At 66.7% G+C, this 26,628-nt stretch carries 26 protein-coding genes; 7 read left to right on the plus strand and 19 right to left on the minus strand.

Features of this window, described 5'->3' with window-relative positions:
* Positions 1-6: 6 nt before the first annotated feature.
* From cheB to AC07U0_RS14255, 7 genes are all read right to left on the minus strand, one after another.
* Complete coding sequence (gene cheB, locus AC07U0_RS14225; RefSeq protein ID WP_494720664.1) at positions 7-1,098, minus strand: chemotaxis-specific protein-glutamate methyltransferase CheB; 1,092 nt, start codon at positions 1,096-1,098, stop codon at positions 7-9.
* A complete protein-coding gene (locus AC07U0_RS14230; RefSeq protein ID WP_494720665.1) occupies positions 1,095-2,543 on the minus strand; it encodes a chemotaxis protein CheW in 1,449 nt (482 codons plus the stop codon). Before AC07U0_RS14230 ends, cheB begins: the two co-directional genes overlap by 4 nt.
* On the minus strand, positions 2,540-4,444 hold the full coding sequence (locus AC07U0_RS14235; protein ID WP_494720666.1) for a methyl-accepting chemotaxis protein: 1,905 nt from the start codon (positions 4,442-4,444) through the stop codon (positions 2,540-2,542). Before AC07U0_RS14235 ends, AC07U0_RS14230 begins: the two co-directional genes overlap by 4 nt.
* A 115-nt stretch (positions 4,445-4,559) precedes the next feature.
* The gene (locus AC07U0_RS14240) at positions 4,560-4,991 is read right to left on the minus strand and encodes a DUF488 domain-containing protein (protein WP_494720789.1); all 432 of its coding nucleotides are present in this window, start codon (positions 4,989-4,991) and stop codon (positions 4,560-4,562) included.
* Positions 4,992-5,036: 45 nt separating this feature from the next.
* Positions 5,037-6,131 (minus strand): alpha/beta hydrolase, encoded by a 1,095-nt coding sequence (locus AC07U0_RS14245; RefSeq protein ID WP_494720667.1) that lies wholly within the window; start codon positions 6,129-6,131, stop codon positions 5,037-5,039.
* Between the two features lie 44 nt (positions 6,132-6,175).
* Positions 6,176-6,709 (minus strand): DUF4142 domain-containing protein, encoded by a 534-nt coding sequence (locus AC07U0_RS14250; protein ID WP_494720668.1) that lies wholly within the window; start codon positions 6,707-6,709, stop codon positions 6,176-6,178.
* A gap of 145 nt (positions 6,710-6,854) precedes the next feature.
* Complete coding sequence (locus AC07U0_RS14255; RefSeq protein WP_494720669.1) at positions 6,855-7,937, minus strand: NAD(P)-dependent alcohol dehydrogenase; 1,083 nt, start codon at positions 7,935-7,937, stop codon at positions 6,855-6,857.
* 225 nt (positions 7,938-8,162) lie between these two features.
* Here AC07U0_RS14255 and AC07U0_RS14260 point away from each other — a divergent pair, with 225 nt between their 5' ends.
* Positions 8,163-8,393, plus strand: coding sequence for a hypothetical protein (locus tag AC07U0_RS14260; protein WP_494720670.1), 231 nt, complete (start codon positions 8,163-8,165; stop codon positions 8,391-8,393).
* A gap of 4 nt (positions 8,394-8,397) precedes the next feature.
* Positions 8,398-8,976 (plus strand): ATP-dependent Clp protease proteolytic subunit, encoded by a 579-nt coding sequence (locus AC07U0_RS14265; protein ID WP_494720671.1) that lies wholly within the window; start codon positions 8,398-8,400, stop codon positions 8,974-8,976.
* Positions 8,977-9,006: 30 nt separating this feature from the next.
* Here AC07U0_RS14265 and AC07U0_RS14270 read toward each other — a convergent pair whose 3' ends face one another.
* A complete protein-coding gene (locus AC07U0_RS14270; protein WP_494720672.1) occupies positions 9,007-9,822 on the minus strand; it encodes a transglutaminase-like domain-containing protein in 816 nt (271 codons plus the stop codon).
* A 2-nt stretch (positions 9,823-9,824) separates the two neighbouring features.
* Positions 9,825-10,763, minus strand: coding sequence for a transglutaminase family protein (locus tag AC07U0_RS14275; protein ID WP_494720673.1), 939 nt, complete (start codon positions 10,761-10,763; stop codon positions 9,825-9,827).
* Positions 10,764-10,776: 13 nt separating this feature from the next.
* Here AC07U0_RS14275 and AC07U0_RS14280 point away from each other — a divergent pair, with 13 nt between their 5' ends.
* Positions 10,777-11,547 (plus strand): N-formylglutamate amidohydrolase, encoded by a 771-nt coding sequence (locus AC07U0_RS14280; protein ID WP_494720674.1) that lies wholly within the window; start codon positions 10,777-10,779, stop codon positions 11,545-11,547.
* A gap of 25 nt (positions 11,548-11,572) precedes the next feature.
* Here the strand turns inward: AC07U0_RS14280 and AC07U0_RS14285 are convergent, their stop codons facing one another.
* From AC07U0_RS14285 to AC07U0_RS14300, 4 genes are all read right to left on the minus strand, one after another.
* The gene (locus AC07U0_RS14285; RefSeq protein WP_492947547.1) at positions 11,573-11,953 is read right to left on the minus strand and encodes a hypothetical protein; all 381 of its coding nucleotides are present in this window, start codon (positions 11,951-11,953) and stop codon (positions 11,573-11,575) included.
* A gap of 45 nt (positions 11,954-11,998) precedes the next feature.
* The gene (locus AC07U0_RS14290; protein WP_494720675.1) at positions 11,999-13,465 is read right to left on the minus strand and encodes a S41 family peptidase; all 1,467 of its coding nucleotides are present in this window, start codon (positions 13,463-13,465) and stop codon (positions 11,999-12,001) included.
* A 40-nt stretch (positions 13,466-13,505) separates the two neighbouring features.
* Entirely contained in the window at positions 13,506-14,546 is a 1,041-nt protein-coding gene (locus tag AC07U0_RS14295) for an AraC family transcriptional regulator (protein WP_494720676.1), read from the minus strand.
* A gap of 200 nt (positions 14,547-14,746) precedes the next feature.
* The gene (locus AC07U0_RS14300; RefSeq protein ID WP_494720677.1) at positions 14,747-15,166 is read right to left on the minus strand and encodes a BLUF domain-containing protein; all 420 of its coding nucleotides are present in this window, start codon (positions 15,164-15,166) and stop codon (positions 14,747-14,749) included.
* A gap of 517 nt (positions 15,167-15,683) precedes the next feature.
* Between AC07U0_RS14300 and AC07U0_RS14305 the strand changes: the two genes are divergently transcribed.
* Positions 15,684-17,606, plus strand: coding sequence for a response regulator (locus tag AC07U0_RS14305; RefSeq protein WP_494720678.1), 1,923 nt, complete (start codon positions 15,684-15,686; stop codon positions 17,604-17,606).
* Positions 17,607-17,947: 341 nt separating this feature from the next.
* On the opposite strand, the gene AC07U0_RS14310 is transcribed toward AC07U0_RS14305, so the two are convergent.
* The 3 genes from AC07U0_RS14310 to AC07U0_RS14320 all read right to left on the minus strand — a co-directional run bounded on the left by AC07U0_RS14310 (position 17,948) and on the right by AC07U0_RS14320 (position 20,895).
* On the minus strand, positions 17,948-18,889 hold the full coding sequence (locus tag AC07U0_RS14310) for a histone deacetylase family protein (RefSeq protein ID WP_494720790.1): 942 nt from the start codon (positions 18,887-18,889) through the stop codon (positions 17,948-17,950).
* 562 nt (positions 18,890-19,451) lie between these two features.
* Complete coding sequence (locus tag AC07U0_RS14315; protein ID WP_494720679.1) at positions 19,452-20,009, minus strand: lipocalin family protein; 558 nt, start codon at positions 20,007-20,009, stop codon at positions 19,452-19,454.
* Positions 20,010-20,283: 274 nt separating this feature from the next.
* A complete protein-coding gene (locus tag AC07U0_RS14320) occupies positions 20,284-20,895 on the minus strand; it encodes a DUF3313 family protein (protein WP_494720680.1) in 612 nt (203 codons plus the stop codon).
* A 169-nt stretch (positions 20,896-21,064) separates the two neighbouring features.
* On the opposite strand from AC07U0_RS14320, the gene AC07U0_RS14325 reads away from it, so the two are divergent.
* Both AC07U0_RS14325 and chrR read left to right on the plus strand, forming a co-directional pair.
* Positions 21,065-21,679, plus strand: coding sequence for a sigma-70 family RNA polymerase sigma factor (locus tag AC07U0_RS14325; RefSeq protein ID WP_494720681.1), 615 nt, complete (start codon positions 21,065-21,067; stop codon positions 21,677-21,679).
* On the plus strand, positions 21,676-22,311 hold the full coding sequence (gene chrR, locus AC07U0_RS14330) for a cadmium/peroxide/UV radiation responsive anti-sigma factor ChrR (protein ID WP_494720682.1): 636 nt from the start codon (positions 21,676-21,678) through the stop codon (positions 22,309-22,311). The genes AC07U0_RS14325 and chrR overlap by 4 nt, the downstream gene beginning before the upstream one ends.
* A gap of 246 nt (positions 22,312-22,557) precedes the next feature.
* Here the strand turns inward: chrR and AC07U0_RS14335 are convergent, their stop codons facing one another.
* Complete coding sequence (locus AC07U0_RS14335) at positions 22,558-22,848, minus strand: DUF3253 domain-containing protein (RefSeq protein WP_494720683.1); 291 nt, start codon at positions 22,846-22,848, stop codon at positions 22,558-22,560.
* 215 nt (positions 22,849-23,063) lie between these two features.
* Between AC07U0_RS14335 and AC07U0_RS14340 the strand changes: the two genes are divergently transcribed.
* Entirely contained in the window at positions 23,064-23,246 is a 183-nt protein-coding gene (locus AC07U0_RS14340) for a ComEA family DNA-binding protein (protein ID WP_492947559.1), read from the plus strand.
* A gap of 344 nt (positions 23,247-23,590) precedes the next feature.
* Here the strand turns inward: AC07U0_RS14340 and AC07U0_RS14345 are convergent, their stop codons facing one another.
* Entirely contained in the window at positions 23,591-24,349 is a 759-nt protein-coding gene (locus AC07U0_RS14345; RefSeq protein ID WP_494720684.1) for an alpha/beta hydrolase family protein, read from the minus strand.
* On the minus strand, positions 24,346-25,557 hold the full coding sequence (locus AC07U0_RS14350) for a DUF3182 family protein (RefSeq protein WP_494720685.1): 1,212 nt from the start codon (positions 25,555-25,557) through the stop codon (positions 24,346-24,348). The genes AC07U0_RS14345 and AC07U0_RS14350 overlap by 4 nt, the downstream gene beginning before the upstream one ends.
* Between the last annotated feature and the right edge of the window lie 1,071 nt (positions 25,558-26,628).

Raw genomic sequence — 26,628 nt, forward strand, 5'->3', positions numbered from 1 at the left:
CCCGGCTCATCGCGCACGAACCGCTGCGGCCAGATGGGCGCCGATGTCGCCGAGGTCTGCGATGACGGTCGCGCCGCCCGCCCGAACCAGCTCCCCTGGCATGCCCCAGACGACGGCAGTCTGTTCGGATTCCGCGATAGTCCAGCCCCCGTCGGCCTGCAGGGCGGCCAGGGCGGTCGCGCCGTCATTGCCCATGCCGGTGAGGAGCACCCCGGCGAGCCGCTCGGCCGGCATGACTTGCCGCGCGCTTTCGACGAGCCGATCGACGCTGGGATGCCAACGCCGGCGTTCGTCCTGGGGCGCGGGGAGGGCGACGATGCCGCCGGCGCGTCGCGACAGGATCATGTCGGCGTCGCCGCGGGCCACGACGACCAGACCGGGCTCCAGACGCGTCGCCTGCGCCGCCTCGACCACGCGCAGGCGACAAAAGCCATCCAGCCGACGCGCCAGCGAGCCGGTGAAGCTTGCGGGCATGTGCTGGGCGATCACGACCGGCCAGGGGAAATCCTCGGGCAGGGCGCCGAGAACCGCATCCAGCGCGGGCGGGCCGCCGGTCGAGGCGCCGATCACGACCAGCCCGGGCAGATCACCGCCAGACGGCGCGTCTAAAGGCTCGCGCGTCTGGCGCGTTGAGGCGATGGGGGAGCGCGCCAAGCCTTGCGTCTTCATCCGGACCCGCTCGGCCAGACGATGCGTGCGACGGACCTTCGCCGAGGCCGCGGAGCGCACCGTTTCGATCAGCTCATCAGCGAGGGCGTCGATCTTCATCGATACCGCCCCGGTGGGCTTGGCGACGAAATCGACGGCGCCGAGGGTCAGGGCCTCGAGCGTCTCTTCGGCGCCCTCGGTCGTCAGGGCGGACAGCATGACCACGGGGCAGGGGCGCTGGAGCATGATGCGGTCCAGCGTCTCCAGCCCGTTCAGGCCCGGCATGTTGATGTCCAGGGTGATGACGTCGGGGCGGAAAGTCTCGAGCCTTTCCAGCGCCTCGACGCCGTCGCGGGCGAAGGCGAGTTCGAAACCGTCGTCCCTTCCAAAGACGTCCGCGAGCAGACGACGCATCAGGGCGGAATCGTCAACGACCAGAAGCTTGATCACGCGGGGGAGCCGAGCTCCGCGGAAAGGGCCGTCAGGACGTCCGCCTCGGCCTGGTCCAGCAGGGTCCGGGCCGAGGCGATCAGGATCACCGTCCCGTCGGAATTGCGGGCCACCCGGTCGAAGATCGCGCGGTCGTCGGCCAGCAGCTCGGACGCCGGGGCCAGATCGGACCGCGGTATGGCCCGGATGCCGGCGACGGCGTCGACGATAAACCCGGCCTGGAGTGCGCCCGCCGCCGTGACGATCACCTTGCGGACGCCTGTGGTCGCGCGGTCTGCGCCGAAACGCTTACCCTGATCGATCACCGGGACGACGCGGCCGCGCAGGTCCATCACGCCCTCGATGAAGGCCGGGGCGTTGGGAACCCGCGTGAGTGTTTCGGGCGCCGTCACGACCTCGTCGATGTCGGCGATGGGCAGGCCGTAGGTTTCTCCGCCCAGCTGGAAGATCAGGAAGGTTTCCGTGTCCTGCGTCGTATCCACGGTCACCGTCTCGAGCTCCTGTCGGCCATCGGCCATGATCTGTTCGAGCGCCTCGGGCCGGAACAGGCGTTCGGGCGACAGAAGGCTGACGACCCGACCTGATCCGACACGCGCAAGCGCCTCGATGGCCGCTTCGCCGCCACCGCGATTGAGCAGGGCGGGGGCGGAGCCGATGGCACTGTCCGGAATTCGCAAAACGACCTGCAGGCTGTCGACCCGTAACCCCGCCAGGGCGGCGCCGATCCGCACGACGACCAATTTTCCGGCTGCCGTGGGCGTGGCCAGTCCCATCAGACCTGCGAGGTCGACGACCGGCAGAACGCCGCGCCGATAGGGGATCACGCCGAGATCGGCGCGCTCTCCATGCGGCAGGGGGGCGATGCCTTGCGGCGTGTTGATCACCTCGACCACGGCGTCGATCCGCAGGCCGTGGGTCTGCCCGGCGACGGTGAAGGTCAGGATCTGCGTCGTCGCTTCGACCTGTTCGGTGACCTCTGGCGTCGGCCCGGCTGCGAGCGGAAGGATTGACGCGCCCCCGGTCCTTGCGGTTCCGAAGGCCGCCAGAAGTGCGGCGTCCAGATCCACCACCCGGATCGCCTCGCCCTCGGCGACGAAGACCGAGGCCGGGCTGTGCCCGGACGTTTCCATCTCGCCCAGGCCGATGACCGCGTCGACCTTGAGGGCGAGGGGGCGTTCGAGATCCATCACGATGAAACGGCTGGCAGCCGTCACTGGCGTCTCCGCCCGTTCCAGAAGCCGCGCCGCCGAAATCACCGGCAGCACGGCGCCGCGCGCGCTGGTCACCCCGTCCACGCAGGCAGGCGCATGGGGCACACGGGTGATCGCGAGGTCGCGAGCGACCTCGCTGACGATCGCCGAGGGCGCCGCCATGGTCACGCCATCCACCCGGAACCTCAGCACAGGGATGGATGCCGCATCCGTGGCGGCCTCGCGCGCGCTCATGCCGTGCCGGTTTTCAGCGCGTCCGCGAGAGAGGCGATCTCCTCGATCGCCACCGCGAGGTCTTCCGCGCTCTGGGCCTGCTGGCGGGCGGCGGCCGCCGCCTGGACGCCGGCGCCGGAGGCTTCCTCGGCCGCGGCGGCGATCTGACGGGTCCCGGCCAGCACCTCATTGACGGTCGTCAGGATCGTGCGGGATCCGTCCAGGATCGCTTCGGAGCCGTCGCGAATGTTGGAAAGATCGCTCTCCACCTCCGCCAGACGTTCGTCGATCATGCGATTGCGCACGACCTCCGCGCCCGCGCTGGCGACGATGGTCTCCAGCTCCCGCCGTGACGCGAGGGTCTGGGCCTGAATGAGCCAGACGCGATCCTTGACCTGGTCTGCGTTCTCGCCCGCGTCCCGGGCCAGCCCGCGAATGTCGGAGCTGACCACGGCGAAGCCTCGCCCGGCGTCCCCGGCGCGGGCGGCCTCGACCGATCCGCTGACGGCCAGCATCGTGGTCTGGACGGCCAGCAGGGCGATGCCGTCGACGATCTTGTCGATCCGGCGGCCGAGCGTCTCAAGGCCGCCGAGCAGGGCGATCACCTCGGTGGTTTCGGTCAGGCCGTGGGCGACCCCGGCGGACAGGGCGGCGACGGCGGCGCGGCTGTCAGCGACGCGGGTCCGGGTTTCGGAGGTGCGGGACAGGGAACGTTCGGCGACGTCACGCGCGACCTCGGCCGACCGTTCGATCTGGCTCATCGCCGTCGTGGCCTGCTGGGTCGCGCTGGCCTGGATCTGGGCGCCGCGACTGATCTGGTCGACGGCGGCGAGGATTTCGGTCGCCGCGCCGGAAAGCTGTTGCACGGCGGCCGAGAGTTCCTCGGCGGACACGCTGACCTGTTCGGCGGCGGCGGCGCCGGTCTCGCCCTGCAGGACCTCGCTCAACCGGGCCAGTTCTTCGGAGGTTTGCTGGCTCTGTTCCAGAGAGACGGTCTGCTGCTGGACGGCGCGCTGGGCTTCGCCGGCGGCCGCGGCCTGTTCCTCGGCGGCGGAGGCGACGCTTTCGGCGCCTTTCTGGGCTTCGCGCAGCGCGATGTCGGCCTCGACGGCGGAGGAAAGGACTGTCCCGGCGTCGCGGGACATCTCTCCCGCCTCCTGCCGAACGGACTGCAGGTCGGTAGAGACCTTGTCGGCGGACGCGGCTCCTTCGGCGGCGGCTTCAGCGGCCGCCTTGACGCGTGTCGCGATGGTCTGGACCTCGGAGGCGATGGTGTCGGCCAGGCTCTGAACGTCGCGAGCCCGAGTTTCCGCCGTCTCCGCCAGCGCCCGCACTTCGTCGGCGACCACGGCGAACCCGCGTCCGTTGTCGCCGGCGCGCGCGGCTTCGATGGCGGCGTTCAGCGCAAGAAGACTGGTGCGGTCCGAGATGTCGGCTACGGCCCGGGTGATCTCCCCGATCGCGCCGGCATGCTCTTCAAGGGCCGAGATGGCGGCGACCGCAGCGAGTTGCCGCTCGGCCGTCGACCTCACCGACGCGATCGAGCCTTCGACCTGCACCACGCTTTCGGTGATCGCTGTCTGCAGGGCTTCGGTGCGCGAGCGCGCGTTTTCGGCGCGAGTTCGGGCCTCTCCGAAAGCCTCCCCGAGGCTGGCGACGGAGGCGAGAGACTCGTGCGCTGCTCCAGCGGCCTCTTCGGCGCCGCCTGCGATTTGTTCAAGGGCGCGACGCAGCTCTTCTGCGGCGCTCGCGGCCTCCGCGATGCCGCCGGAAAGTTCCTGGGTCGCGGCGGCGACGCGTTCGACGGCGGTCTGGCCGCTCCCGGTGATCGTCGTCGACGTCCGCCGGGGCGTCGGGGGCGAAGCCTTTGGCGTGCGTCCGCCGCCCTGACCTGACAATGCTGTCGTCTTGACCAGCGCCATTCACGAACCTTTTTTCGAATACGGTCCGCACGCTAGACCATCCGTGCGAGCCGGTCACGAACGGAGACAGCGCGGCAGAAAGATCGCATGGCAAGGCAGCCCCCTGGAGGCGGCCTTACAGGTTGACGATCTCAAAGCCGTCGCGCGTCGCCAGCCGCTCGGCCAGAACCGCCCGGTGGCATCCGGCATGGTCGGCTTCAAAACATAGAAGGGCGACCGACGTCTCCGAGGCCAAGGCCTGCAACTCCGCCAACTGGAGCTGGGCAGCGGGTTCTGCGAGGTGATCCACGAAAATGGCGCGCATTTCCGCGACACGTCCTTTGCGGGCGGCGTCACGGCCGGACTTCGGCGTGCCCAGCGCCCGCATATGCCGGTAGCCGATCCCTTCGGCCGCGAGGCTCGTCGACAGGATCGTCTTGGAAAAGCCTGCGCGCCGCGAGGCCGCAACGGCGCGGACGTCGACCAGGGTTTCGACCCCGGCCGACTTCAGCCGGCCGATGACCTCCGCCTGGGTGGCGCCTTCATATCCGACAGTGAACAGCTTCATCCTCGACATATGGCGGCTCCCATCCCGGGCGGTAGTCCCCAGGTCCTAGCGCAGGGCCATTCGCAGGCGACCGAACGACCAGCTCTGGGCCTCACGGGCGTCGGCGACGACATCGGCCATCGAGAAGAACTCGTGGGTCGCGCCGTCCCAGACGCGGCGTTCGACGGGAACGCCGGCGCGACGCAGCGACATCATCAGGGTCTCGCCATCCGAGCGCAGCGGATCGATCTGGGCGTTGACGATGGTGACCGGCGCGAGACCATGCAGGTCAGCGGCGACGAGGTTGTAGCGCGGATCGTTGTGATCGGCCGGGCTGCGCAGCGCATACTGACCGAACCAGCCGAGCGTGGGCGTGCGCAGGGGCAGGCTGGCCATGTTTTCCATCTTGGACGGCAGCTGCGGGTTGGCGTCGGCGATGGGATAGACCGCGAGAATGGCCTTGGGTTGGGTCCAGCCGCCGTCGCGCGCCGCAATGGCGACGTTCAGGGCCAGGTTGCCGCCGGCGCTTTCACCGGCAATGGCGATGTTCTTCGGATCACCACCCCAGGAGGCGGCGTTCTCCTGCACCCACTTCCAGGCGTTGTTGGCGTCCTCGTAGAAGGCCGGGAACTTGTTCTCGGGTCCCTTGCGGTATTCGACCGAGACCACGATCGCGTTCAGGCTTTTGGCCATCGATCGCGGCGTGGCGTCATAGACGTCGAGGTTGGCGATCACCCAGCCGCCGCCGTGATAGTAGACGACGACCGGCAGGTTGGCGCCGGTGGCTCCCGCGGGCTTGTAGACCCGAACCGGCTGGGTCGTTCCGCCGGTCGGATAGGTCAGGTCAACGGTCGTGACGCTGGCGTCTGGCAGGGTCGACATCCCCGTCATCATCTTGACGCGGTTGACGGCGTCGGCGGGCGACGGCTGGGTGCGCGCCTGTTCGACGGTCAGGGTCTCGATGGGTTTGGCGCCGAGCGCCGACTGGGCATCGATCACGGCCTGCATATCGGCATCGGGCCGGGCGGTCATGCCCATGGGAGCCATGGCGCTGGGCGGCGGAGCGGAGGGCTTCATGCCCATTCCCATGCCGGGGGCGCAGGCAGTGAGAGTGGCGGCGAGGGCGACCGAGGTCGCCAGCAGGGTGAGCGTCGATTTCATGGAAAGTCTCTGATCAGAAAAAGGGGAAGGTGGCGCGTCGGCGCTCAGCGCATCAGGCGCTCGACCATCGACAGATGGCTCTGAACGATCATGACCGTGGCCTGGGCCGCGGCCTTGAGTTCCGGTGTGTCGCCAGTCTCGGCATAGGTCTTCATCAGGCCCAGCGCTTCCTTGTGGGCCATCATCTGCTGGGCCAGGTACAGACGGTCTCGCTCCACGCCGTCGTACCGTTGCAAGGACGCCAGCATCGCCATCTTCGGCGCGTCGAGCATGGGCGTCGGCGGGGTGATACCGGCGCGCATCGCCGCAGCGGCGGCGTCCTGCGTCGTCTTCGTGTGGTGCTCGACCATCATCTGCGCGAACCGGCGAATCTCGGGGTTCTGCGTGGTCTGGAGCACGAGCTGGCTCGACTGGATTTCATAGAGATCGCCGGCGCCGGAGAACATCAGGAAGGTCGGAGCGGATGGCGCGGGGGCTACAGTGCCGGCGGGCGTCCAGCTGTATTCGAACGTCTGGGCCGAGGCGGCGCCGGCGAGCAGGCAGGCGAAGGCGCTTGCCGCAAGCAAGATCTTGATCATCGAGATTGTCCGGGAAGTGTTTGAGTTGCCGAAGAAACTTCGGCGAACGCCGTTGGTTCCATTGTCGTGAGGCGGACATGCCAGCGGACGCCAGCCGGACCGGCAAGAATCAGCGGCCGCCCCGCAAAGGGGGCGGCCGCTGGGGTCAGGACAGGGTGCTCATGTCGATGACGCAGCGGAACCGGCTCTCGCCGTTCTCGACCTTCGTATAGCCCTCATTGACGTTCTTGATGTCGATCAGCTCGGTCTCGGGCGCGATGCCATGCTCGGCGCAGAGGTCGAGGATCTCCTGCGTGTCGGCCAGGTTGCCGATCAGGGAGCCGGCGATACCCTGACGGTGGAAGGCCATCTGGGAGTTGTCGACGCCGTCGATGACGTCGAGGTTGCCGACCACGACAAGGGTCCTGTCTCGCTTCAGCAGCTTCAGCATGCCCGTCACCTCATGCTTGTCCGGCACGGTCGACAGGATCAGGTCGAAGCTGGCGGTCAGAGGGGCGAGCGCGGTCTTGTCCGTCTCGATGAAGGCCGCATCGGCGCCGATCTTTTTCGCCTCTTCGATCTTCTCCGGCGTGGAAGTGAAGACGGTGACCTCGGCGCCCAGGGCCTTGGCGATCTTCACCGCCATATGGCCGAGGCCGCCGAGCCCCAGCACCCCGACCTTGTCTCCGGCCTTCACGCCCCAGTGCTTCATCGGCGAATAGACGGTGACCCCCGCGCACAGGATCGGCGCGGCGGCCTTGATGTCGAGCTTTTCCGGAATCGACAGCACGAAGTCCTCGGCCACCACCAGCGTGTCCGAATAACCCCCGAAGGTGTTGTCGCGGCCGTAGGTGTTGATCCCGTCGTCGGTCATGCCGGCCGGGACCATCGGCCCGTTGTAGGTGGCGAGCCAGCCGTTGTGGCCCTCGCAGTAGTTCTGATCGCCGCACTGGCACGGCGCGCACTGGCGGCAGCTGTCGATCATGCAGCCGACCCCGACGATGTCGCCCTCCTTGAACCGCCCGCCTGTCGCCGTCTTCGTCACCCTGCCGACGACCTCATGGCCCGGGATGCAGGGATAGAGGGTGTTCTTCCACTCGTTCTTCACCTGGTGGATGTCGGAGTGACAGACGCCGGCGTAGAGCACCTCGATCTGGATCTCGTTGTCCTTCGGCTCCTCGCGTTCGATCTCCATGCGTTCGAGTTTTGAACCGGCGGACTTTGCGCCATAGGCGATCGATGAAATCATGAGGAAGCTCCGGGATTTGAGTGCAAGACAACCCCGCCGCTGGCGGCGCGTTCCTTATGCTCGCGCTTGTCCGGGACCTTGTCGGGTCGCGGCCTGCCCTCTCGCCAAGCCCGGCGAGAACGTTAGCGGACACAAGGGCTTGAAGATCATGAAGGCGCTGGCGGCGGGGAGGGAAGCGGCCTATGCCGCCGTTCCCTGAAACGGGATGCGGAGAAGGGCTCCTCGATGGATCGAGATCGAAAACGCCAGATCCTCGCCGCCGAGAACACGGCGCGCCTGGCGCGCGCCCTCGCCGCCGAAGGCGTCTATGTCGTGGGCGATCTTCGCCCGCACGGCCTTGATCTCAGGGCTCCGGAAGATCCCTTGTCCGACCGTAAATCTGGTCCATCCGGCACCGAGCCTGAGGCCAAGACGGAACCCGTCGATCCGACAGACGCTTCGCCGTCCCCGGAGTGACGCGATGACTATGGACTGGAACGAGACCCTGAGCCCCAAGGCGTTCGACGCGCCGCGGATTTTGCTGGCCGGTCCGGTCGACTACGACATGTATCACCGCTTTCGGGATCAGTTTGCCGCAGCGCCGGCGACGGGTCTGGTCGTGATCGAGCTGTCGACTCTCGGCGGGGACCCCGAGGTGGCGCGGATGATGGGCGAGGACGTTCGCTTTCACAGCGAACTGTCCGCCGAGCGCCGGTTCGTCTTCCTCGGCAAGGCGGCCATCTATTCGGCCGGTGCGACCTTCATGAGCTTCTTCGCGCGCGGCAATCGCTATCTGACGCGCGGGACGCGGCTGATGATACACGAGCGCAAACTGTGCAAGACGCTGGAGATCAACGGGCCGCTGACCACCTGCATCGCCGGGGTGAAGGCGGCGCTGCACGAGATCGAACACTCGATCGCGATCCAGAACGAGGGCTTTGAAAACCTCATCGCCGGATCGCAAGTGACGATGGAGGAGGTCCTGAGACGCGCGCCGGAGAACTGGTATCTGGAAGCCCAGGAGGCCAAGGCGCTGGGGCTCATCCAGGACGTGATCTGATCACGCTCCGCGCCGATTGGCCGTTGGTCGTCAGGGTAGAGACTGGATTTCTTCCGTCACCACCTTGAACCGGGTCAGGGTCGCCTGCCCGAAGGCGGTGGTCAGGGCCGCATCCACCGCATCCCGACCCCGGGCCATGACGATCCGACCGATACGCGGCCTGTTGTGACGGGCGTCGAAGGTGCGCCAGGCCCCGCCCAGATACACTTCGAACCAGGCCGAGAAGTCCATCGGCGCATCAATCGGCGGAATGCCGATGTCGCCCAGATAGCCGGTGCAGTAGCGGGCGGGGATGTTCATGCAACGGCACAGGGTGATGGCCAGGTGGGCGAAGTCCCGGCAGACGCCGGCGCGTTCATCGTGGGCCTCGTAGGCCGTCTTGGTCGCCCGGGCGTGATGGTAGCCGAAGGCGATCCGCTCATGAGTATAGTCGACGATGGCCTGGACCCGCGCCCAGCCCGGCTCCGTATGGCCGAAGGCGGCCCAGGCGGCGTCCAGCATCCGGTCGGTTTCGCAGTAGCGGCTGGCGAGGAGATAGACGAGCACATCCTCCGGCAGATCCTCGACCGGGTGCTGGATCGCATCGGCGATGACGGGGTCGGGCTGGCCGGAGTCTTCGACGACGAAGTCGCAGGACAGGTCCAGGCCGCCGGCCGGCAGGGTGAAGCGGCTGACGACATTGCCGAAGCTGTCGGCGTATTCGAACATCGGCACGTCGGGCGAGGCGACGATCCGGTGCGGAGTGCGCAGGTCGTGGTGGCGTGACGGGTGCAGGCTCAACAGGGCCAGCATCGGCGTCGGACGGTCGGTCTCGAAGCGGATGTCGTATCCGACGCGGATAAGCATGGTCAGCGGACGTCCTGAGGGGCGGAGGGGGCAGGGGGCGCGTGAGAAAGCGGAACCGGGGGCAATGGTTCCGGCTCGACGTCGATCTGTACGGTAACGTCCATGCCCGTCGCGCTGCCGGGAAAACCGGTCCAGGCGCCGGACAGGGGCAGGGCCTGGTAGGGATCGCGGGCGATGGCGACGCGGATCAGGCCGCGGTTGCCGATGATGCCGTTGGTCGGATCGAACTCCACCCAGCCCGAGCCGGGAATGAAGATGCGGACCCACGCGTGGGTGTTTCCGCCGCCGACCCGGCCCTCGTGCTGCGTGGGGGAATAGACATAGCCGGAGACGAACCGGGCCGCGAAGCCGAGCGACCGCACCGCCTCGATCATCAGCACGGCATAGTCCCGGCAGGTGCCCTGGCGAGTCCTGAGAGTCTCCAGCGGCGACTGGGTCCCCTTCTCGGGGCGCGGGATATAGGTGAACTCGCGTTTGATGGTCCGGGTCATCTCGGTCAGCAGACCGAGCGTCGGAGTACGGGTGTCGGTGTCGAGGAAGCGCCGCGCCCATTGGTCGACCACCCGGTCCGGATCATGATGCTGGCGCTCGATCGAGCGCAGCAGGTCCGGCATGTCTTCCGACGAATAGGTGAAGGGATAGTCGCGGGCGTAGTCCTCGATGTCGACGCGCTCGGGCTCGACGGGGGCGTGCTCCATGCGCACCCGGCTGTCGAAGCGCAGTTCCATCGCGCGGCGGTCGAACCGGGCCAGGGCCACGGCGTTGCCGAACACGTCCTGGACCCAGCGCAGGTCGACGGGCGCCGGATCGATGTCGAGTGTGGCCTCGATCAGCCGCTGGTCATAGCTCTCTCGCGGCCGCACCATGAGCCGGTGCTCGCCGAAGGCGACCGGCTGGTTGTACCGGTAGACGGTCAGGTGGGAGAGGGTGAGGATTGGCATGACGGAGAGCGGAATGAGCGGCGGCGGACTTCTGGGGCCGCGGGATCCGCGAACGGTGTCGCTTGTAAACCCGACCGGAGCTTCTCCGTTCCTGCTCATCGGGGACCACGCCGGGCGCGCCATTCCGGAAGCCCTCGGTGATCTGGGGCTATCGCAAGAGGATCGGGTCCGGCACATCGCCTGGGACATCGGCGTCCGGGCGCTTGGGGAAGCCATGGCCGGCAGGCTGGATGCCGTCTTCATCGCCCAGACCTGGTCGCGGCTGGTCATCGACTGCAATCGCGATCCGGAACGGCCCGACGCCATTCCCGAGGTCAGCGACGGATCAACGATCGCGGGCAATGCGGATCTCACACCTGAGGAGCGGGCGGCGCGCATCCATGAAATCCACAACCCCTACCAGGAGGCCATCGCCGCAGAACTGCGTCGACGGTCGGATGAAGGGCGCGAGACGATACTGGTGGCTCTGCACAGTTTCGCGCCGCGGATGGGCGGTTTCGACCGGCCCTGGGACGCGGGTGTTTTGCACGACGCCGGCGATCCGGCATTCGCGCTCAGCATGCTGAAGCAAATGAAGGCCACGCCTGGTCTGACCATCGGTGACAATGAACCCTACCGGATGGACGGTATCGACTACACCGTGCCCCGGCATGCCTTTTCCGCCGGGCTTCCCTATGTCGAACTGGAGATCCGTCAGGACCATCTGAGGACCGACGAGGGGGTCGCGGTATGGTCCGAGCGGCTTCAGGCTTGGCTGCAGCGAGCGCACAGCGATCGCGTTTGAATGCGCGTGGATGGCGGTGGGCGCGTCAAGGCGCCGGGCTCTGCGGCGTCGCGGTCCAGATGAAAACAAAGCTGCGGTGTTCGGCCCAGGTCTGCCCCTCGATGTGATCGCCTGCGAGGCAGGCGGCCGTGTGATAAGGGCCGACCCCGTCCGTCGTTCGAAACGAGACACACAGCCTTCCGTTTTGAGCCTTCCAACGGCCGGCCTCGATCGGGCTCTCATAGAAGTCGCCGGTGACCGCGCCGTCCGGCGAGAGCCTCAGGTGCATGGGCTTCAAGTATGGGGCCGTCGGGTCGGTCGACAGGTCGACCGTCCAGTCGCCGGACAGGGCCTGGGGGCGCAAAGCTTCGGGTGGCGCAGCGGCTGCGGACAAGGCGGTCATGGTGAGGAGAGTCGCGATCAGCACGGGGAAGCTCCGTGGAAAGAGGCGGGCCATCGAGGCTCGCAAGGTTCAGGCGGCAAGATGGTGAAGTGCGGCGATCATCTGGGGGTCGCGCGCGAGACGGATGTCTTCAGCGGTCGTCGGTACGGCGATGTCCGGCAGAATGGCGGCATCAGGCTGCGGCGTCGACGGGAAGCTTGCGATCAGAGGCAGATCGACTTCAAGACCGGAGGCCGGCAGTCTCAGGAAGAAAAAGGCGCCGCCATTGATGCCGCGCCGGTTGCCCCCGGTCGGCTGGCCGACGAGGGTCGCTGCGCCGCTCTCCTGAACGGCCTGGGCGAAGCCGAACGTGGCGGAACTGTTGGAGGCGTCACAGAGCACAGTGACCTTGCCGCGAAACCGCTTGCCGGACGGTCTGATGAGGACGCTGTCGTCGCCGTCATCATAGCGGGTCAGACGGTAGTAGCCGGGACGTTCCGCCGAGGGTTGAGCCTGATCTCCCCAATCCAGGAAGCCGCGATCCCAGGTGTGGAGATAGGGACGCACAGCGTCCGGCGCGCTGCGATAGCGTGTCCAGCGCTGGTTACGCGACAACGGCAAATCCTTCTCTACCAGCCGACTGAGAATGACGTTGCCGCAATCCAGTCCGCCTTCATTGCCCCTCAGGTCGATGACCAGTCCTCTGATCCCGTCGCCCGATAGATCATCCATCGCCTGACCCAGCCAGGCCTCCCAGGCGAAGGTTGTTTCGTACAGGGCCCAGTTGGGCATGGTCAGGATCGCGATGCCGTCAGGTCGCTTCAGCAGCGTCCAGGGGTTGTCTCCGCCCGAGGGATCGGCGGAGGCCGGGAGACGGCGACGCCGCTCCTCAAGAGAGAGCAGGGGAGCCTGGACGCTGCTCCCGTCCGCGAGCGTGAAGGTCGCGGTGTCCTTGATCGGCATAATCAGAGGCAGGTGGATGTCGAAGGTTTCGAACCGGTCTTCGCCACGAACCTCCATCAGATTGATCCGCTTGGGATCGTTGTGACCGTCCGCGCGGGCGAGGGGGATAAGCTGGGCGAGGAGCTCGGCGGTCGGGGCGGCGTCGATGGCCGTGACCACCGACCCTCGAGAAAACGTCTGTCCCGCACTGTGATCATCGGTGACGACCATGCATCCGTCGATCCAGCGGAACCGGAAGGGAACAAGGGACGCGCCGGGGTAGAGCGCCGCCACCATGGCGTCAGAGCCGTTATACGGGCTGGGATAGGTGTGGCCGCACCGGATCGAGGCGGTGACGCGGGTCAGGGCGAGAAAGCGGTCGCGAAAGGACGTCGGAGCCTTCCAGGCCGCGGCCAGACCGTTCAGTCGCCCGGTGATGTCTGCAGGGGTGTTGTAGCGATACAGTCCGGGATGCATGGCCTCCCACGTCTGGCGCAGAATGGCGACATCGCCGCTCCAGTCGTCGTCGAAAACACGGGCCCAGGCCGGCGTTGCGGAGACAAGGCCGAGGCCGGCCGAAAGTTGGAGAAGGCGGCGTCGGTTCAACGAAGACATGGAAGCTCCTGCAGAGGTCATCGCGCGACCGTGACCGAACCTATGTCCCGGCGCGCCTCAGATCCGTAGCCGCCGCGATTGAGTCACGATCTGAGACGTTTCGCCGGTATTTCGAAGGCGTCATGCCGTAACGGGCGTGAAAGGCCCGGTTGAAGCTGGCCTTGGAGGCGAAGCCCATCTCGAAAGCGAGATCGAGAATGTCGGCTTCAGAGCGGGCGGCAAGCGCCTCGGCCACACCCTCCGCCCTGAGGCTGTTGATGAAGGTGGAAAAGTTCATTCCGAGACCGAGGTTGATGGCGCGCGACAGCTTGCCGGTATTGGTGGCGAGGCGTCGCGCCAGACCCGGGAGGGTCAGCCCCGGTTCGCGCCACCAGGCTTCCGCGCGCGTGCGTGCGGCGAAGTCGGCGGCGATAGTCGCCCAGTCCGGGCGGCCCTGTCCGGCCTCGGTCGGATCCGCAGCTGGCGGCCGTACTGGAAGAAGAGCCGTGTCCTCGGCGAAAGCCGGCAGTCCGGTCTGGCGCCATCCGGCGACGCCCAGATAGAGGCCGATCGCCCCGAGCACGAGATAGAGGCCGGTTTCCTGGAAATAGTCGATGCCGCCGGTCAGGAACGCCCACAGCCAGAAGCCGACTTCGACCACGAGAGCGATCAGAATTGTGAACCGAACGCGCGTGAGCCATCTCGCCGAGAAGCGGTCGTCGTCGCTGCGGTTGTCGGCCAGGCGTGAGCGGTACCGGGCGAGAACGCGTCCGATCGCCCAGGCGTATCCGCCCAGGCTGATCAGGGTCAGGCTGCTGAACAGGGGGGCGACGAAGGCGTTATGCCCTCCGGTGTACCAGGCCCATTTGAGATCCGTCGGCAGCAGGAAGCAGACGATGAAATAGGCCAGCTGGAGACCCGCGGGCGCGGCGTGCCAAACTAGATGTCGGGGCGTCCTGCCTGTTTCGAGCGCAGAGGCGTAGGCGTACAGCAGCGGGCCGAGCGCCAACGGGATGGCGAAGGGCGCGAAAGTCAGGTCTCTCCAGACATCATAAGCTCCGGCGAACCCGAAGGCGTAGGGGGTGAGAAGCCCGCTGATCACCAAAAGCGCGCCCGCCAGAAGACGAGGCGGCGCCCTGTCGGGGTCCGCAACCATGATCATCCCGGCGAGGACGACAATCTCTATGATCAACAGACCCAGCGCCGCCGTTCGCCACCCGAGGAAAAGGTTTTCAAAGCCCATTCAGCGAGGCTAGGGGCAACGGCGGTGGTGAGAAAGACCTTCCGCTCTCGACGGCTCGATCAGGTCTGGGCCCGGACCTGCGCCTCCACAAGCGCGAGCACCCTCAAGGTCGCCGTCTCAGGGTCCGACGACGCCAGTTCAACAATCTCATCCATCTCGGGGGCCCGCGAGATCGAGATACCGGCGGCGGCCATCGTCCAGTTTGCGAACCGGCGGTGGTGAATGGGGCCACGGCACAGGATCGCGATATCATGGTGCCGGCTGTCGTCGCGCAGTCGATCCAGCGTTCGGTCCAGGTCCTGCCGCGCGCCCTCGAGGATCTGAAGGAAGCGGGTGGCGGTCACCACGAGGGCTCCCGTCACACCGTCTCGACGATTGTTCCGATCGGAGACCGCGAGAATATCGGCCAGGATCGCGATTGTCGGATCCGTCTGAGTTGCCTCACTGACGTAGATGACGCGTTCCAGACGAAGGTTCATGTGCGGGCTCCCATACAGGGCAGGGAAGACCGCATGAGTGCGAAGGTTCCTTCGCATGGGGAAGCGCTCCAACTCGCCGGCTGAGAGCGTCTGGACATGGATGCGCCGACGGGGGCGGTCGGCCCCTCGGCGAACTGGCGTGGACGCGCTTGCCCGCAACCCATCGCGGCTCCGTTCGCGCAGGCGTCAGATCCGCAGGTATTCGTCGCCCTGTGTTCGCGTCCGGCGAAGGACGGTCGGGTGCGGCTCCCGAGCAGCATCGACGCGAGGCGTCGAGTCCGAGGGGGCAACGGCGCAAGGGCGGCAGGGCCGCCATCGCGGCCGCCTCCCAGATGTCACGACGGGCATGCCGGCGCGGTCTTTGCGGCTGCGGCCTTGGATACGCAAAGCCCGCCGCCTCCGACGAGGCGACGGGCTTCTGATCGTCAAATCGATCGGTACGCTACTCAGAGCCTTCGGCTCTGTCCGATAAAGCCGCGTCTCGACACAGGGTTCCAACCCCAAGGACACGACTGGCATGTCGGCGCCCGCTGGCGGAGCCCTTGATGCTGGGTGTCGTTACGACACTGGCAGAGCCCTGCATCCGGCGCCCTTGCGAAGCATTGCTGCCGTCCGAGGATTGGCCGAGGCGCACTCCGGAACCGTCGGATGGGAAAGGCTTTCTTCCTGCCAAGCGTCGCTAACGCTCAGGGTTGACCCGCGCGGCGCATCAGGGGATTCACGGCCTATGACAGAGGATACCGAAAGCGCCACCGGCGTTCCGGCCGCCGGCGGTCTGGAGACACCGAACGAGACCCTGATGGGGCGGACGGGCATGCGGCACTGGAAACAGAGCGTCATCTCCCATGACGGCCTGGATGAGCGCGGCGGCGTCTTCTTCGCAGCCCTCGAAATGACCCGGATGCCGATGATCCTCACCAATCCGAGACTCGAGGACAATCCCATCGTCTTCGCCAATAACGCCTTCCTGGACCTGACCGGCTACGAGGCCGAGGAGATCGCCGGCCGAAACTGCCGCTTCCTCCAGGGCGCAGAGACGGATCCGGCCGCCGTGTCAGAGCTTCGGCGCGCGGTCGCGGCGCGTGAGGCCATCGCGCTTGAGATTCTCAACTACCGTCGCGATGGATCGGCCTTCTGGAACGCCGTCTTTGTTGGGCCTGTCTATGGGCAGGATGACGAGCTCCTCTACTTCTTTGCAAGCCAGCTCGATGTGACCGCCCGGCGTGAAGCGCTGCAACAGACGCTTCAGTCGCAGAAGATGGAAGCCATCGGCCAGCTGACGGCCGGTCTCGCTCACGACTTCAACAATATCCTGCAGATCATCGACGGCAGCCTGGAGCGCATTGACAGCCGGCGCGGCGATCCCGTCGCCATGGACCGGTTTCTGGGCGCGGCGCGGACGGCGACCTCGCGTGGGGCGGCGCTGACCAAGCAACTTCTGGCCTTCGCCCGCCGCAGCCGGCTCGAGCCGCGCGCCACGGACGTCTCGCTGCTCGTCAACTCCGTTGCCGAACTGCTGGACAGCACGATTGGAGCCGGTTGCACCTTGCAGTTCCATCTTCAGCGTCGTCTGCCGCCGGTGAAGGTCGATCCCATCCTGCTCGAGACCGCCCTGCTGAACCTGATCATCAATGCGCGCGACGCGATGGGCGGTGAAGGCGAAATCACCCTGTCGGTGAAGTTGGCGCGCCTGGAGGGCGACAGCGTTGCGCCCCGCCTGGCCGACGGGGATTACCTCTCGATCGAGGTGAGTGATAACGGTCCCGGCATGCCGCCTCATGTGAAGACCCGCGCCGCCGAGCCGTTCTTCACGACCAAGCCTCCCGGGCAAGGAACCGGCCTGGGGCTTGCCATGGCCCACGGGTTCGCGTCGCAGTCGGGCGGACGGCTCGAAATCGAAAGCGAGGAGGGCGAGGGCGCGACGATCCGCATTCTTCTGCCGGCCATCGCCGATCGGGATGATACGCCGTCGACGCGGTCGGATTTCAATCCCCGACCTGTCGATCTTACAGCTCCGCCACGCATACTGATCGTCGAGGACGAGCCGGAGATCGCGGCGATGGCCAAGGATATCCTGGAAGAAATCGGCTACCGCACGGTTGTCGCTCACAACGCCGACAAGGCGCTGGAAATTTTCAAGGCGTCCCAGGAGGCCGGCGCCTTCGATCTTGTCTTCTCCGATGTGGTCATGCCCGGTCCGGTCAACGGCGTGGCGCTGGCGCAAGAGATTCACCGTCTCAGTCCCGCGACCCCGATCCTCATGACCACGGGGTATAACGATCAGATGGCGCTTGAGGGCCCTCAGGCGGAAGCCATGGATGTCCTCGGCAAGCCGTACAAGCCGAAGGAACTCATTGACCGGGTTCAGGCCGCGCTGCGCAACGGGGCGAGAACCGGACCCGGGCGCCAACGCTCGGACTTCGGCCATGCCCAGTCCTGATGCGGCCTTCACCCCGGATTGCGCCTTGCGCGAAGGGCCTGACTGCAGGCCCTTCGAAAAGGTCGGGTGAATTGACAGAACAATCGTCGAGTTCGAAGTCGGTGAGCCTGAAAGTGACGCTGTGTTCCACGGGTGAGGCTCCGGCATGCCTGCGCGCATGAGGAGCGGCGCTCCGGGGCGCGGCGTGGGTGAGGACTTTTTTGCGCTCGCGGAAGCGCATCGAAGACGGAGGTGAGCGTGGCCCTGGTTTCGTGTCGTGGGAGATGGACTCACGCAAACCCTGAAACCGGGCGGAGGCGCCGACGTCGAGGGCGGAAGTTGGGATCAACGCTCCAGGATGGTCAGATCCCGGCCTGGGCGAGACCTCGGCGCCAAGCGTCGGCAGCTGCGCGATGGAGAATGGCGTGACGATCGGCCAACCGGTCGATGTCGTCATCATAACCCCCGCCGATAAGTCCCGCGACGGGCGCCACGGGCAGACAGGTCTCCAGAACATAGGCGTCCCGCGCGGCGAGCCCCTCGTCGCTGAGGGCCAAACGGCCGAGACGGTCGCTGACATGTGGATCGACACCGGCATTGTAGAACACCAGGTCCGGAGTCACGCCCTCGAGAAGCGCGGGAAGGACGGCGCGAAGTTGAGCCAGATAGGCCTCGTCGCCGGTTCCGTCCGGAAGATCGATGTCCAGATCGCTCGGGCCGCGTCGGGTGGGATAGTTCTTCGCGCCATGCATGGAGAACGTGAAGACACGCGGCTCGTTCTCGAACAGAAAGGCCGTTCCGTCGCCCTGATGCACGTCCAGATCGACGACAAGCGCCTGCCTGATCTCGCCGGCCTCCAGCAGGGCATGGCCGACGACGCCCACGTCGTTGAAGACGCAGTATCCCGCTCCACCCTCCTGCCGCGCGTGGTGACTGCCGCCCGCCGTGTTACACGCCAGCCCGTGTCGTAAGGCGAGACGCGCCGTCATGAGGGTGCCGCCGACGGCCGCCTGGGCGCGGCGGGCGACACCGGGCGTCACGGGCATGCCGATGACCCTCTCCAGACTCGCCGGAACCGCCGCGTCCAGAACCTGTCTGACATAGGCGCGGTCATGCACTGCAGACAGCATCTCGAAGCTGGCAGGCTCGGGGACGTACAGCCCTTCCGGGCCGATCAGATTCTCTTCTCCCAGCATCTGCGCCAGCCTGGCGTATTTGTGCATGGGGAAGCGATGACCGGGCGGCATGGGCGCACCGTAGGCCGGGTGGTAGATGACAGGCGGAAGAAGGGTCGGGTAGGGCATAGGCTGAGCCTCAACGCGCGAGCAGGCGTCGCGCTGCAGCGGGCGCGGCGAGGCCCCGACGGCAGCTACGACTTCCTCTTCGGCGCGGGACGGGCCTGCTAGTCCGCCCGCGGCCACGGCCTGTTGATCCCGTTGACGGCTGTACCGTCGCGCAGAGCACGCCGATCGATAAGCCCTCCAGCCTCGTTTCTCATCTGCGCCGCCTGACCAAAAGAACTGGGGCGAGAGGATCCGTCAATCTTGGCCGGAGGAGGCCGCCCGCCTGACGCGGACAGCCGTTCCCGGAGCTCAAGAGCACGCAGGTCGCGGTCTTGCGGATTGTAAAACCATGGGTCGCGTGCGACGAGGAGCGTGAAGGCTGAAGCCTTTGTTCGGCTATCCCGCGTCCCCCACGCGAGGCCGGGCGCACTGCTCCAGTCCCTCGACGGCAGTGAAGGCGGTCTGGTCTGCGTCAAGGCGGGCCGGGCCGCCCGCTGCGGGCGTGGCAGCCCCATAGTCTGATCGAGCCCGAACCGACGCCCCATCGCGTCCCTCCAAGGGACGGAAGACGTCCGGAGCGACCTTACTCAGACCTGTCGTGACGGGTCGCTCTGATCATGTTGGTGTCGTAACCCAGGTTGCGGACACGGGTCATGATCGTCGTGGAGACCGCCTCTGAGGGACGAGGCGTCCGACTGAGAAGCCACAGGTAGCGACCTGTAGGTTCGCCCACGATCGCCCAGGAATAGTCCTCGGCCCGGTCAAGAACCCAGTAGTCGCCGAGGAACAGAGGGCCCCAGAAGGAAACCTTGAGCTTGGCGTTGCCGCTGCCCGGCGTGATTTTGGCGCGTCCCTCCGAGCGCCGCTCCGGCCCGCTGGGACCCTCGCGGCACAGGTTGCTGACCCCCACCAGCCCATCGTCCCGCAGTGTGTATTCCGCCGTCACGCCCTCACAGCCCCGTTCGAAGCCGTTCTCGTAGCGACCGATCTCGTACCAGAGGCCGGAATAGCGCTGCAGATCGACGGGCCGGGCGGGCTGCGGCACGCTGATGTTGCCCACAGGGCCGCGCTGGAGGGTCGCACAGGCGCCGAGCGCCAGGGTCGCGCCGGTCACAAGCAGGAGGGGAAATGTTTTTTTCATGGAGGCGACAACGACAGGACAGGGCGCGCGTTCCGAAGGTTCGTCAGTCCGGTGCGCGGCTTTTCAGGGTTCGGCGGACGTCCCGAGATCTTGCCTCGCGACCGTCGAATCCTGCTCCCTCGGTTGTTGCGGTCTGACGCCCTGGGCCTGAGGCACATAGAGGCCGGTCACCAGTCGCGCGAGGAAGCCCGCAGGCTGAGCTCTCGGGCCGAAGCGTTCGCAGGGATCAGGCGTGGGAATGGCCCGCACCTTTCGGAGGGGCGCGGCGAAGCTGTCACCGACCTGGTCGCCCAGCACCTCCGCGAACTGGAGCGCGTCGCCGACCCGCGACAGGGAAGGGGTGTCGGTTCCGACAACATTGGCCTGTCGCGCGAAGGCGAGGGCGGCGATCTGCACCCCGTCGGCGCCGACGAGCTCCGCCTCCGCCGCCAGGGCGCCTGTGGCGCCCGGCGCGCACGCCGATCGGGCCGGGGATGAAGGTGTTGGCCACCGCGGCGACGCCGGAGGCCGCCGGTTCGCTACCGCGCAGGCGCGTAATCGCAAGACGCACGACCCCGACATCGGGTCCGCGGGTTTCGGTGAGGGTGAAACGCTCGCTGAGCTCATAGCAGGCCTGGCGATCCACCTCGCCGAGAACCAGGGCCACATCCGCCGGCGGCAACCCCTCGGCGGCTCCGGGATGGAGGGCTGCGGGCTGAATGTACAGGGTCTCCACCGTCGCGGCGCGAGCGTCGTCCCGGCGCTCGCGCACAGACACCCGCAATGTTCCCGGCTTGGTCGCCAGACCCTCGTAGCCGGTCAGATAGCCGCTCAGCGGAGCAGGGGCTGTCTGGCAGGCTGCGGTTGCGACAACGAGGCCGGCGGCGAGCAGGGGAGGCACACGCATGGGGAGGGTCCTCTTGGCAATGGAACGGGTGACCTACCGTCCCCGGCCGCATCCTCAACAGCGGCGCGATGTCGCGGCGCCTCCCGGCCATCATGGGGTGACGACTGGCCTAGTTCGGGACGATTCACCTAGGCGCATCCGAAGCGCGCTGAATCGCGTATGCAGGCCGATGTATGGACAGATCGAAATTCTACGGCCTGAAGTCGGGGTGACGTCGCGAGCGATGTCACAAGGTGATGAGCACGCCCGGTGGATCCAGGCAATCGCGGCCCATGGGGACCGGGAGGCCTTCGCGAACCTTTTCGCCTTCTATGCGCCCCGCCTCAAATCCTATCTCATGCGGGCGGGAGCAACGCCGGGGGCGGCCGAGGACTTCGCGCAGGACGCGCTGCTGACCGTTTGGCGCAAGGCGGCGTTATTCGATGCCGGCAAGGCCAGCGCGGCGACCTGGGTCTATGTGATCGCCCGCAACCGCCGCCTCGACGCGTTGAGACGCGAAAGGCTGCCCATGCCGGCGCCGGAGGTCGAGCTGGCGGGCGAGGCCCCTGCCTTGCCCGATGCCCGCCTGGACGCGGAACAGGACGCTGATCGCGTCCGCCGCGCGATGGAGCGTCTGCCAGAAGATCAACGCGAGGTTCTCACACTCGCCTATTTTTCGGACCATCCCTATGCCGAGGTCGCCCGCCAGCTCGGAATGCCGCTCGGTACGGTGAAGTCGAAGATCCGCAAGGGGATGATCCGCTTGAGAAAGCTCCTGGGGTCGCGTGATGGAGTGAGGAAGTGAGCGGCAAGACAGGATTGTCAGAAGAGCGCCTGCTGGCCTTCGCGGCCGGCGCCCTGAGCCCGCCGGAGGCGGTCGTCGTTAATGCCTGGCTCTCGTTTCAGCCGCAGGAGGCCGCCTTCGTCCGGGATCTGCAGATCCTGGGCGGACAGGTCCTGGACGCCCAGCCTCCCGCAGCGATGTCGTCAGATGCCCTAGATCACGCCTTGGCCAGGATCGAGACCCGGCCGCCTGCGGTATCAGCTCCGACTCTCAACGAGATGCCTGAACTGCCGGACTGCCTTCGCATCTACCCGCTGGGGCCCTGGCGTTGGCTCGGCCCCGGCGTACGGGTCCGCGATGTCGGCGCACTGCGGGACGGGGACTGCCGGGTGATCCTGCTCAAGATCGACAGCGGACAGCGAACGCCTCGTCATACCCACGGCGGCGTGGAGCTCACCTGCGTTCTCTCCGGCGCCTACGCCACAGAAACCGCCCGCTTTGAGGCGGGCGATATCGAGGAGGCGGACGAGAGCGTGACGCACCAGCCGCGGGTCGTTTCCGCCGAGCCCTGTCTGTGTGTCGCCGCACTTGATGGACAGATCCATCTGGACGGTTGGTTGGGACGGTGGCTGCAGCCGTTGGTAAGGCTGTAAGCGCCGCACGCTGCACCTACGGCGGCGCTCTCAGACCTTCCGGCAGATCGGGGGGCGCGTGGTGCATTGTGCCGCCAAGCCGCCGGCGTCCGGCTCGCCCCCACCGCTCAGGAGATCGGCTCTGGCGCGCTCAAGGGGCTATGTTTCACTCGCGGTTAGGGGAAGGCGACAGGCCGACTTCGGCGCTGTAGACCGCGGAGCCGACGCAGGCGTTGCGTAGGGCGTCGACCGGGTTGCGGCCGGAGATCAAAGGTCATCCCGGCTGACTTGCGGTGGTGGAGCAACTCCACCTGAACGACCGATGCGATAAGGACCCCTGCGCACGGGCAGGGCTCCGCCTTTCCAGCTCAGTCCGATCTCACCGGCCGCCATCAGGTCATCGACGGCATGGTGCACGGCCGGCATGGCCTGTCGCCATGCCGACGGAGTCGCTTCCTGAGCCGCGACGGCGCGAGCGACTTCGCTCGGGCAGACCGTCGCATCCGCCCGTCGTTGGGAGAGCAGATCGAGAACCAGGCGCTTCGCATTCCTATTCAAAGGGGCGCTCCTTCAGCCGTTGGAGCAGTGCGTGAGCCGATGGCCGGTTCCGCACCTCGAGAGATCAGGCCTCTGCATCGTGGAGCTGCAGGAGCGTTGGGGCAGGCGCCTGCGGCGGTGCGGTCCGCAGCCTGGTCACGGAACCGGGGCCTGCGAACCACGCTGGAGTTTTGGGCCGCACCGCCGAGTTGCGGACACCACGTGAGAGCGACCGTATGATCAACTTGAACCACGCAACCGCCGCCGAGCTGGATGGTGTCCCGCAACTGCAAGGCCACGGATTTGAGATCGTCCGCTACCGCGAGGAGCGGGGAGGGTTCGACGCCGTGCGCCAGCTTGAGGAGGTCCCGGGGCTCGCCGGCAAATGGGATGGGGCTGAAAGCCAGCTGATGACATGAGGCCTGATCGCGCCTGGCCCCCGGATGCGATGTTGTGAGCCTCTGCCTTGCGCAAAGCTTCGGTGTTCACAGTCCGGGTCACATCCACCCCTCCTTATTGTGACCGGAGAGCCTCCCGTAGCCGCCGCGCGTCTGCCGTTCACGTCCTGAACGGGACTGCCGCCAGTCACCCTGGAGCGTTCGTCGGCTCCGGCCCGGATCGCGCGACAAGACGCCGAGTTTCAGCGCAGCGCGGCCCGGCCGCCTGCGACGGCGGCCAAGATCAAGCCGGTCGGGACGCCGTTTCCCCATCATAACCGCCCTGACGCAAGCCGACGATGCGATCAGGCGGTCGGCGTCCGATCCTAGCGAAATGCGCGACGGCTGGCCCGCACCATCTCCTCGACCCAGTTGATCAGAATCGTCGTGTAAACCTTCTGATGGTCAGGATCGCGCATCGCGTGGGACGCACCGGGGATGATGCGGTGGGTAAAGGAGTTCGCGCGCTTGAAGGCCGCCTGGTAAGAAAGGATGACCTCCGTCGGAATGCGGTCATCCTCCCCGGACTCGACAATCAGGACGTCGCCTTCGAAGGCCGCGCAGGCGGCGAGCGCCCGATCCTCGTCGGGCGACCGGAGCGTCTGGCGGTAGGCTCGCACGTCGTCCTTGTCCAGCCGAGCCTTGGGAACATCCCAATGCTCGTCTGGGTAAAGGGCAGGGACGCGCAGCGCAAGCCAGCGGATCGATCTCTCCGCGGTGAGGAGGGCGGAGAGGTATCCTCCATAGCTCGTGCCGATAAGGCCGATGGCGGACGGATCGATCAGCGGCTGGGACGCCAAATAATCATAGGCGGTCCTGACGTCGTCCAACCCGTCCTGGCGGGTCACCTCGTCGCGCCGGGCGTCACTGCCCGCGTGGCCTCTGAGATCAAAGGTGAAGCAGATGCAGCCCAGGCGGGCGAGTTCCTCCGCGTGACCGAGATCTTCCTCCTGATTGCCGCCCCAGCCATGAACGAAGAGGAGGCCGGGCACCGGCGCTTCCGGCTGAAGCAATGTGCCGGTGAGGGTCTGTCCTTCAACGGTGAGGTTCACCCGGCCTTCGTCGATTTGAATGGCGGCCTTCACGCAATCCTCATCGCATATTTGGTCATCGGGCCGACCACGGGATCGACGCCCTTGAAATAGAGAACGGCCCCCTCCGGCGTCTCGGAAACCTCGTACCGCTCCACGGTGACAGTGTGTACCGAAGTCAGCTCCGGAGCGTCGGCGAACGCCTCTAGCGCGGCGATCTCCGCGCCGGTAGCTCCGCCGATCCGCCAGGATTGCTCGAGGACGCCGACCCGTCGCAGGCCACGCGCGTCGCGGCCCGCGATGACGTCGTAGTTTCGGCGCGTCAACACCATGGATGGGTAGGCGCGCCGGGCTGCGTCGTCGAAGACGGCGGCGCAGCGAATAGCTTCGGTGGCCTCTGTGTCCAGACCGAGGTGGGTCAGCCGGTCGAGCCCTCCGCGGACCGATCGCAGGCTCGATCCGCCGTACACGTTGCGGCCCTTGTGATCGATTGTTTCCTGCTGGTCGCCCACATAGCTGATCTCCAGTCCGGCCACGGAGAGGGAGCCCACGCTGTAGGTCTCGACATCGAAGAGGTTCTCCTCGATCACGATGCCGAACGTCGCCAGCTGCCGCGGATCCTGCTCCTGGATCACAGAAATGAGCTGCCGTTCGGTCTCCACGACGGTCTGGCCGAGGCTTGCTCGAGCACAAACCTCCTTGACCCGCGCGGGACCGTTGCGCAGGAGCCGGCGGCCCCCTTCAACGGCGTCCTCCGGTGTGAAGGCCGTGTAGCCTTCCAATGCGGCGTCGCCGAGCCGTTCGGCCATGGAGGCGCACCACCCTTCAGGATGCGCTGCATCCTTGCCGATCAATCCATGAGTGATCGCCTTGGTCGCGGCGAAGCGATAGGGCGTCAGGCCGCCGAGCAAGGTCCCGATCGACAACCGGGTCTTCGAGGCCATCGTCTCTGCGATGAGGGTGTCTCTAGGAACCAGGAGAACGTCCGGTCCCACATCATCCGGGTCGGTGACGGATCCGAGCCGCGGGATTCTGAGCAGTGTCGCCAGGCGCGTGACCAGCGTCTCACGGGACTGTTTATCGTGCAGGTTGCCGGGGCTGTGACCGACGGGATCGAGCATGGCGATTCCCGCCAAGGGGAAGCCGTTGGTGAACGACGGCATGGCTGCAATGCCGACACGGTCCAGAGAGATCATCACGGCCTCGAGCTGTTGATAATGGCCTAACCCGAAGGAGAGCAGCCAGTTCAGGCCGCGAAGCAATTCCGTCTACTGACGGGCTTGGAGCGCCGCCCTGGCGGCTGAGTTCTGGCCCGCGGGGGACCGGCGCGTCAGCCGCGGGGGCGGGGCCTCGAGACGAAAGATCCTGCGGGGCATCGCTGCATAGGCCGCCAACCTGGTCAGAGGCGACAGCCCTCGAGCCGGCGCAACGCACACCGGGCGAGAGACGCTTCAGTCGTAATCACCGCGGCGTTTTCGTCTCGGCCTTCTGATGAGGCCTCGCCGCATCAGGGGATCCCGCAGCGAGAGCCAGGCGAGAAGCCCGGCAGCTGCGGCCACGACCAGGTAGAACAGTATCAGCATCCGCACGTCCCCGGGGCGAGCCTACTGATGGAGATGACGTCACGGTCGAGCGGTGAACTCACCCCGCTCCGGCGTCTTTCAGAAGACGAACGCGATTACGAGCGCCGAAAGCGTGAGGCTAAGACCCGCAAGCGTGGCGAGCCCGACGATCAGCAGCGGCGGATCTTCCTGAAGGCGTTTGATCATCGTCTTTTCCGAGCCCTGGGCCGTTCCGCGCTGTGAATGATCCGGCGAAGATATCGTTCCGGGCGGGGCGGGGCGTCATCGGGCCTGTGCTTCGGGAACGCAATGGGGTCGGACGGGCGCAGACGGTTTTCGGATGATGGCGCGGGATCGTAAAACAGGGGCGGCGTCGCTCAATGTTTCGCGGATCCGCTCTACTCAGGGCGTATACACCCGTGAGGTCCCGCGCCATTGGCTATGAATCTATGCTTAGAGACTGGGAGTGATGAAGCCCGCCGCCTCCGGGAGACGGCGGGCTTCTTCGCGGAGCCGCGCGGGAGGCTCGACGCGAGATCAGGTCTATTGATGTGACCTGACGACCAGCCGCTCAAACGCGACGACGAAGCCGGCGGTTCCGCGCGACCGAGGGACTCTGCTTGCAGACGCGTGTCTCCACGCTCCGACCATGCGGTCGGGGTATCGGCCTGAGCTCCCGGTCAGGTCTGATGTCGTGTTCAGAGCCTTCGGTCGGCGCGCTGGACCGCGTCTTCAAGGCGGGCTGATCGTCCCCGTCCCAACGGCGGGACG

The organism is Brevundimonas sp. GW821-FHT02A10 (assembly GCF_059422025.1).

What these genes read in the sequence shown, in the direction of transcription:
- AC07U0_RS14320 (WP_494720680.1), bottom strand. Translation starts at nt 20,895, where the DNA reads ATGCGTGTGCCTCCCCTGCTCGCCGCCGGCCTCGTTGTCGCAACCGCA.
- AC07U0_RS14275 (WP_494720673.1), bottom strand. Translation starts at nt 10,763, where the DNA reads ATGCCAATCCTCACCCTCTCCCACCTGACCGTCTACCGGTACAACCAG.
- AC07U0_RS14250 (WP_494720668.1), bottom strand. Translation starts at nt 6,709, where the DNA reads ATGATCAAGATCTTGCTTGCGGCAAGCGCCTTCGCCTGCCTGCTCGCC.
- AC07U0_RS14230 (WP_494720665.1), bottom strand. Translation starts at nt 2,543, where the DNA reads ATGAGCGCGCGCGAGGCCGCCACGGATGCGGCATCCATCCCTGTGCTG.
- AC07U0_RS14260 (WP_494720670.1), top strand. Translation starts at nt 8,163, where the DNA reads ATGGATCGAGATCGAAAACGCCAGATCCTCGCCGCCGAGAACACGGCG.
- AC07U0_RS14305 (WP_494720678.1), top strand. Translation starts at nt 15,684, where the DNA reads ATGTCGGCGCCCGCTGGCGGAGCCCTTGATGCTGGGTGTCGTTACGAC.
- AC07U0_RS14240 (WP_494720789.1), bottom strand. Translation starts at nt 4,991, where the DNA reads ATGAAGCTGTTCACTGTCGGATATGAAGGCGCCACCCAGGCGGAGGTC.
- AC07U0_RS14325 (WP_494720681.1), top strand. Translation starts at nt 21,065, where the DNA reads ATGTATGGACAGATCGAAATTCTACGGCCTGAAGTCGGGGTGACGTCG.
- AC07U0_RS14265 (WP_494720671.1), top strand. Translation starts at nt 8,398, where the DNA reads ATGACTATGGACTGGAACGAGACCCTGAGCCCCAAGGCGTTCGACGCG.
- AC07U0_RS14280 (WP_494720674.1), top strand. Translation starts at nt 10,777, where the DNA reads ATGAGCGGCGGCGGACTTCTGGGGCCGCGGGATCCGCGAACGGTGTCG.
- AC07U0_RS14300 (WP_494720677.1), bottom strand. Translation starts at nt 15,166, where the DNA reads ATGAACCTTCGTCTGGAACGCGTCATCTACGTCAGTGAGGCAACTCAG.
- AC07U0_RS14290 (WP_494720675.1), bottom strand. Translation starts at nt 13,465, where the DNA reads ATGTCTTCGTTGAACCGACGCCGCCTTCTCCAACTTTCGGCCGGCCTC.
- AC07U0_RS14340 (WP_492947559.1), top strand. Translation starts at nt 23,064, where the DNA reads ATGATCAACTTGAACCACGCAACCGCCGCCGAGCTGGATGGTGTCCCG.
- AC07U0_RS14235 (WP_494720666.1), bottom strand. Translation starts at nt 4,444, where the DNA reads ATGGCGCTGGTCAAGACGACAGCATTGTCAGGTCAGGGCGGCGGACGC.
- AC07U0_RS14310 (WP_494720790.1), bottom strand. Translation starts at nt 18,889, where the DNA reads ATGCCCTACCCGACCCTTCTTCCGCCTGTCATCTACCACCCGGCCTAC.
- AC07U0_RS14245 (WP_494720667.1), bottom strand. Translation starts at nt 6,131, where the DNA reads ATGAAATCGACGCTCACCCTGCTGGCGACCTCGGTCGCCCTCGCCGCC.
- AC07U0_RS14255 (WP_494720669.1), bottom strand. Translation starts at nt 7,937, where the DNA reads ATGATTTCATCGATCGCCTATGGCGCAAAGTCCGCCGGTTCAAAACTC.
- AC07U0_RS14315 (WP_494720679.1), bottom strand. Translation starts at nt 20,009, where the DNA reads ATGAAAAAAACATTTCCCCTCCTGCTTGTGACCGGCGCGACCCTGGCG.
- AC07U0_RS14270 (WP_494720672.1), bottom strand. Translation starts at nt 9,822, where the DNA reads ATGCTTATCCGCGTCGGATACGACATCCGCTTCGAGACCGACCGTCCG.